The 5789-nt window shown below is 64.4% G+C and carries 9 protein-coding genes; 3 read left to right on the top strand and 6 right to left on the bottom strand.

Annotated features, from left to right (window positions below; genetic code table 11):
- Nucleotides 1–270, top strand: a 270-nt coding sequence (locus ACI944_RS10830) for a winged helix-turn-helix transcriptional regulator (RefSeq protein ID WP_411719064.1), incomplete at its 5' end; no start/stop codon positions are given.
- 107 nt (nt 271–377) lie between these two features.
- Here ACI944_RS10830 and pyrF read toward each other — a convergent pair.
- Nucleotides 378–1187, bottom strand: a complete 810-nt coding sequence (pyrF, locus tag ACI944_RS10825; protein ID WP_411719063.1) for an orotidine-5'-phosphate decarboxylase — start codon at nt 1185–1187, stop codon at nt 378–380.
- Between the two features lie 209 nt (nt 1188–1396).
- Here pyrF and ACI944_RS10820 point away from each other — a divergent pair, with 209 nt between their 5' ends.
- Nucleotides 1397–2062 carry an HAD family hydrolase gene (locus ACI944_RS10820; protein ID WP_411719062.1) on the top strand — a complete coding sequence of 222 codons (666 nt, stop codon included), beginning with the start codon at nt 1397–1399 and terminating at the stop codon, nt 2060–2062.
- Here ACI944_RS10820 and ACI944_RS10815 read toward each other — a convergent pair.
- From ACI944_RS10815 to ACI944_RS10795, 5 genes are all read right to left on the bottom strand, one after another.
- Nucleotides 2012–2440 carry a hypothetical protein gene (locus ACI944_RS10815; protein ID WP_411719061.1) on the bottom strand — a complete coding sequence of 143 codons (429 nt, stop codon included), beginning with the start codon at nt 2438–2440 and terminating at the stop codon, nt 2012–2014. The genes ACI944_RS10820 and ACI944_RS10815 overlap by 51 nt on opposite strands.
- A complete protein-coding gene (locus ACI944_RS10810) occupies nt 2441–2881 on the bottom strand; it encodes a DUF2240 family protein (RefSeq protein ID WP_411719060.1) in 441 nt (146 codons plus the stop codon).
- 97 nt (nt 2882–2978) lie between these two features.
- The gene (locus ACI944_RS10805) at nt 2979–3407 is read right to left on the bottom strand and encodes a hypothetical protein (RefSeq protein ID WP_411719059.1); all 429 of its coding nucleotides are present in this window, start codon (nt 3405–3407) and stop codon (nt 2979–2981) included.
- An 84-nt stretch (nt 3408–3491) separates the two neighbouring features.
- Nucleotides 3492–3770 carry a 4a-hydroxytetrahydrobiopterin dehydratase gene (locus ACI944_RS10800; RefSeq protein WP_411719058.1) on the bottom strand — a complete coding sequence of 93 codons (279 nt, stop codon included), beginning with the start codon at nt 3768–3770 and terminating at the stop codon, nt 3492–3494.
- Between the two features lie 91 nt (nt 3771–3861).
- Complete coding sequence (locus tag ACI944_RS10795; protein ID WP_411719057.1) at nt 3862–4698, bottom strand: COX15/CtaA family protein; 837 nt, start codon at nt 4696–4698, stop codon at nt 3862–3864.
- Between the two features lie 98 nt (nt 4699–4796).
- Here ACI944_RS10795 and ACI944_RS10790 point away from each other — a divergent pair.
- Nucleotides 4797–5789 (top strand): malic enzyme-like NAD(P)-binding protein (locus ACI944_RS10790; protein WP_411719056.1); only part of this gene is annotated, 993 nt, incomplete at its 3' end.

Raw genomic sequence — 5789 nt, 5'->3', positions numbered from 1 at the left:
TATTGTAGTATGACGGACAACGAATCGGCAGTCGCGTCGCTGCCGCCGAGCGCCAAATTGGTATATAAGACCCTCCAGTACGAGGGAGCAATGACACAGGCCCAACTCGCCGACGCGTCGCTGCTCCCCCAGCGAACCGTCCGGCACGCGCTGAAGAAACTTGAGTCGGCGGACATCGTCGAGGAGTCCGTCTACCTCATGGACGCCCGGAAGTCAAACTACCATCTCTCCGACGGCGAGGGGTCCTCCGCTGATCCGTTGGCGGTCTGATTTTTCCGTAGGTCGACCTTCCCAAGCGGCCTAGCTTCGAAGGCCCGCCGAAACTCGTTGACGATCCATCGGAAATCGCCGATACCCCGTCGGGACCCGTTGACGCCCTACCGGAACTCGTTGAGGCGCCGTTTGAGCCGCTTCGCGGCGTCGCCGACGGCCCGGAAGTACGCCCCCTCGGCGTCGGCCCCTTCGCCGGCGAAGATGATCCCGCGCGAGGAGTTCACCAATCCGACGCCGTCAGCAAGGCCGTACTCGACGGCTGCCTCGGCGTCACCGTCTTGAGCGCCGACACCGGGGACGAGGAAGGGACGATCGACGGCGTCACGCAAGCGCTCTAGTTCCTCGGGTGCCGTCGCGCCGACGACCAACCCGACGTTGTCGTGTTCATCCCACGCCGCACACCGTTCAGCGACGTACTGGTACAGCGGCTTGTCGTTGCCAACGTCGAGGTTCTGAAAGTCCGCGCCGCCGCTGTTCGAGGTCCGACAAAGGACGAAGACGCCCTTCTCCGAGCGGGACAGATACGGCTCTAAGGTGTCCCGACCCATATACGGGTTGACGGTGATCGCGTCGGCGTCGAGGCCGTTCGGATCAAGCACAGCCGCGTACTGTCTCGCGGTGTTACCGATGTCGCCACGCTTTGCGTCCAACAGGACGGGGACGCCCTTTCCGTGGGCGTAGGCGACCGTCTCCGCCAGCGCTCGCCAGCCGTCGGAATCCTCGTAGAAGGCCGCGTTCGGCTTATAACAGGCGGCGTGTTCGTGTGTCGCGTCGATGACCCGACGGTTGAACGCCCATCGTGGCAACTCCACGTCGAGAAACGACGGCAAGCGGTCCGGATCGGGATCGAGCCCAACCGAGACGACGCTGTTGATCGCCTCGATCCGGGCATCGAGATCCTCAAAAAACCCCATACCACCGGCTGTCGGCGCGCAATAAAAAGTGCTCCTGTTCGACCGATTACGAACGATCCGTCGAGCGGGCGAGTATCGAACGGGTGGGTACGTATCGATCAGTTTGGCGGATGGGCACCGATCTGCCGGATGCGCGGCCCGAATACGGCTGACATCCACGTCACGGCGCTGCCGGACGATATATATTCCCGGCTACCCAATCCGAATCCGTGCCAACGGCCGTCGTGTTTGATCTCGACGATACGCTCGCGGTGACTGACGGCGATCGGTCCGCGCTACTGGCGGCCGCCGCTGACCGGGCCGGCGTGTCCATCTCCTTCGACCGCGAGGCGTACCTTAACGCCCACCGCGAACACAGCGGGAGCGAGAGCCGACGCCCGGTCTTTGAGGCGCTCGTCGGCTCGGACGCTCCGGCGTTGACCCGGGCGTACCGCAAGACAATCGGCGAGGCGCTCACCCCGGTCGAGGGTGTGGAGGCGGCCCTCGAAACGCTCCGAGAGAGGTACCGGCTCGGACTGTTGACCGACGGCCCCGGCCACACCCAGCGCGACAAACTCGAACGATTAGGCTGGACGGATGCCTTCGACGCCGTCGTCGTGACCGGGCCGATCGGGGCCCCGAAACCGGACCGCCGGGCCTTCGAAACGATCGCTGATGAACTCGGTATCGCCCCCGGTGAGGCAGTTTACATCGGCGACGACCCTGAGCGAGACATCGCGGGGGCTGCTGCTGCGGGTTTCCGGACACTCCAAGTGCAGTATCCCGACGGTCCGACGCCACACCCCGACGCCGACGCGACGATGCAGCGGTCGGCGTTCGCTACGCTACCCGCTATCCTCGAAGACCGCCTCGGCGATCCGGCTGACAACGCGTAGCACCGCCTTCGTATCGGCTCCGCGCTCGACAAAGACGAGCGTTCGCGGCGGCTCGACGGCTTTCGGCCGGGTTCTAAGCCCCACGTCTCGACCGGCTTCGGCGGCCGTCTCCCCGGCGAGGAACGCCACCCGGAGCCGATCCGGGTGGACGTACGCCTCGGCGATCCGCTCTCCGGGGTCGGCTGGATCGCCGGCGTCCGCGCCGCCTCTGTTATCGACGGCGATCGCGAACGCGAACGCCCCACCCTCGGTCGCTTCGACGTCCGGGTCCGCATCGACGATCCGGAGACGCCCCAGCGTGCCGCGTTCGTGGCCGTGGATCTCGGAGGAGAGCAGTCGGCCGATGCGTGTCCCGTCGACGATCTCGTCGGTGACCATCTACAGCTCTCCCCGTGCCATGCCTGCGAGGTCGTCGACATCGATGCCCCGGCGGTGGGCGTAGAGGGCGGCGGCGGCCTCGATTGTGACCGCGAGCTCCGACTGAAGCCCGTTGATCGCCGCGACCGCCTCCTGTTTGTCTTCGCCGGCCTCGACGAGAGCACCGAGGAGGCGCTCGAACGTCGATCGTTTCCGGAGAATCGACTCGTCGGGTTCGAACCCCTCCGGCACGGTCGTCTCCTGTGGGTCAAAGTGGGCTTCGAGCGTTCCGTCCTTGCGCCGGAGCAGCCCCTCGCTGGCAGCGACGTCGACCAACCGCTTCGCTTGATCCGGCGAGAACCAATCGCGGTCGAGCGAGAGCGCGACGACGAACGCGCTCTCACCCATCTGCGTGCCCCCCGTCTCGCGGAACGGGGCGGCGACAGCTGTCCGGAGACTCATATCAATCACTCCGTTCGCCCGGTAAAATAGCCGTCGGTCCAGTATAGCCTTCACCAGCGGAGGTGAGTCCTGGATGCGTCCTCTGTTGGCCCTCGAGTTACCCGCCGTTGCTCTGCGGTTCCTCACCCAGTAACACCGCGACGTTCGCCTTCCCCCACGAGAATGCAGCACGGCGTCGATCCCCGAAAGAGAGGTACGACGCGACCGTACACAGGGCGCGATCCGACAGGTCACTCCTCGTTGGGGCGCCGCTTTCCGACCTGTTGCTTCCGCCGTCCGCGTTCGGCAGGTCGGCGGCGTGCGAGTGGGTGGCCGCACCCGCTTCCGGTGCGAACCACTCCTCTTCGATTCCGTCGCCGGCCGCCCGATACCGGATCATCGCGCCGTTTTCGAACCGGATCTCGACGGCCGGATCGCCGTCACCCGTCGTTGCACGCGGCCGAACGGTGTCGAGCGCCGGAAGAGCACCGTTTCCGTCGTCGCTTGCCGCTCCGGCGGCAGTCCCCGTCGCGTTGGGTTTGGACATACATGCCGGTATCGCGGGATCGCAATACGCACACACCCTCCGAACTGTGGGCTATCAAATCTTGTCCGGGTACGGCGACCGCCGTCACCCGGCCAATTCGTCGAAGCGCGCCGCGAGATCGAGGTCTTTCTCGGTGATCCCACCGGCGTCGTGGGTCGTCAGCCGGACCTCGACCTCTCGCCAGCTGATTGTCAGTTCGGGGTGGTGAAACGCCTCCTCGGCGACGCCGGCTGCCCCGGAGGCGAACCCGACGCCTTCCAGATAGGAGTCGAACTCGAACGTCCGGACAATCTCATCGTCATCGCGCATCCATCCGTCCGGAAGCTCCGCGTCGATCTCGCTGTCGTCGAGTACGTCACTCATATAGCGTGGATGGGCCCGCGCCCGCATAAGCGTTGGTCGGAACGGACGGGGGGACTCAACAGGCGGCGTGAATCGGCGAGGTGCGGGCGAATCAATCACTCGCTAACGGCGACGCGAGCGTGTCGGCTCCGAGCGTCCGGACACGGTACACCGACACGAGCGTCAGTGCGAAGGCTACGAACGAGAGCCCGATGACGAGTAGTTGCCCGGCGTCGCCGAACGCCTGTCGCGTCACGACGAGTTGGGCGATGATGAGCACCGCTGCGATGCCCCCGGCGGCCGAAACGCCACCGAGATCGATCTCGCGACCCCACAGCGCAACTACCGCAAGCGCCGAGAACAGCCCGAATCCCAGCCCGTAGTAACTAAACTGGACGACCTCACCGAAACTGAAGAACAGCCGCGGGGTGAGCGCGATCATCACGGGGAAACCCAGCAACGCGACAGTACCGGCTTGCTGGACGCGGGCCGTCGAGACCGACGCCCCCTCAGCATACGTCCAGACCGTCGCCGCCACGAGCGCTCCGAGGATGAGCGACGCGAGACCGAAGTGCAGTGTCAACACGAGCACGGAGTAGCCGAAGACGAACTCGTGGACGAGGACGGTGAATGCGCCGAAAACGACCTGTAACGGCGTCAAAAGCACTGCCACGAGCGTCGCGAGCCGGACGCGCCGGCTGCCGCCGCCGCGCCAGGCGGTGACTGTTGACCCGATGATCAAAAGACCCGTGACCATCGCAACGAGACGGTGGAACCACTCGATGAACGACATGAAGTTCGCCGGGAAAAGCCCAAAAACGGCACCGTCGCACAGCGGCCACCGGGCCTCGCAGGTGAGGCCGGCGCCGGTCGTTGCAGTGATGACCCCGATAAGCGCGGTGATCGCCGTCGTGACCGTCGTCACGAGCAGTAGCCGTCGGAAGTCCATAATCGAACTCCGTCCCGGATTGATATATATGCCGCGGAACCGGGAGCGTGGCCCGCTTCGGTGAGTACCTTTTTAATCTCGCTGTACGCCATACCTCCATGGGATTGGATGAAGATTCATTAGAGTATCACCGGGTCGATCCACCGGGGAAAGTCGAGATTTCGACGACAAAGCCGACCAACACCCAACGCGATCTCTCGTTGGCGTACTCGCCCGGCGTGGCCGCCCCCTGTAACGAAATCGCCGCCGATCCCGAGCAAGCGTACACCTACACTACCAAAGGCAACATGGTGGGCGTCGTCTCGAACGGCTCGGCCGTGCTCGGGCTGGGTGATATCGGCGCCCAGGCCTCCAAACCCGTCATGGAGGGCAAAGGCGTTCTCTTCAAACGCTTCGCCGACATCGACGTCTTCGACATCGAACTTGATCAGGACGATCCGGAGGATGTCATCACGTCGGTCTCGGCGATGGAGCCGACGTTCGGCGGGATCAACTTAGAGGATATCAAGGCTCCCGAGTGTTTCGAGATCGAAACACGGCTCCGCGAGGAGATGGATATCCCCGTGTTCCACGACGATCAACACGGCACCGCCATCATCTCCGGGGCCGCGCTGCTCAATGCCGTCGAAGTCGCCGGGAAATCGCTCGAGCATCTTGACATCGTTTTCTCCGGCGCCGGTGCCTCGGCCATCGCCACCGCCCGATTTTATGTCTCCCTTGGGGCGGATGCCGACAGGATCACTATGTGTGACTCCTCGGGGATCATCACTGAGGACCGCGCGGCTGCGGGCGATATAAACAAATTCAAACGGGAGTTCGCGAGTGAGGGACCGGGCGGAGACCTGGCTGACGCGATGGCCGGGGCGGACGTGTTTGTTGGGTTATCCGTCGGAGGCATTGTCTCGGAGGACATGGTGCGATCGATGGCGGACAACCCAACTATCTTCGCGATGGCCAATCCTGACCCGGAGATCCGGTATGAGGCCGCCAAGGGCGCCCGCGAGGACGCCGTGATCATGGCCACCGGCCGATCCGATTACCCCAATCAGGTCAACAACGTCCTCGGGTTCCCTTTCATCTTCCGAGGGGCA

The sequence above is a fragment of the Natronomonas sp. genome (genome assembly GCF_046710025.1).
Classification (GTDB): domain Archaea; phylum Halobacteriota; class Halobacteria; order Halobacteriales; family Haloarculaceae; genus Natronomonas.
The sequence above is the reverse complement of the archived record's forward strand: the minus strand, read 5'-3'. Positions and strand labels throughout refer to the sequence as shown.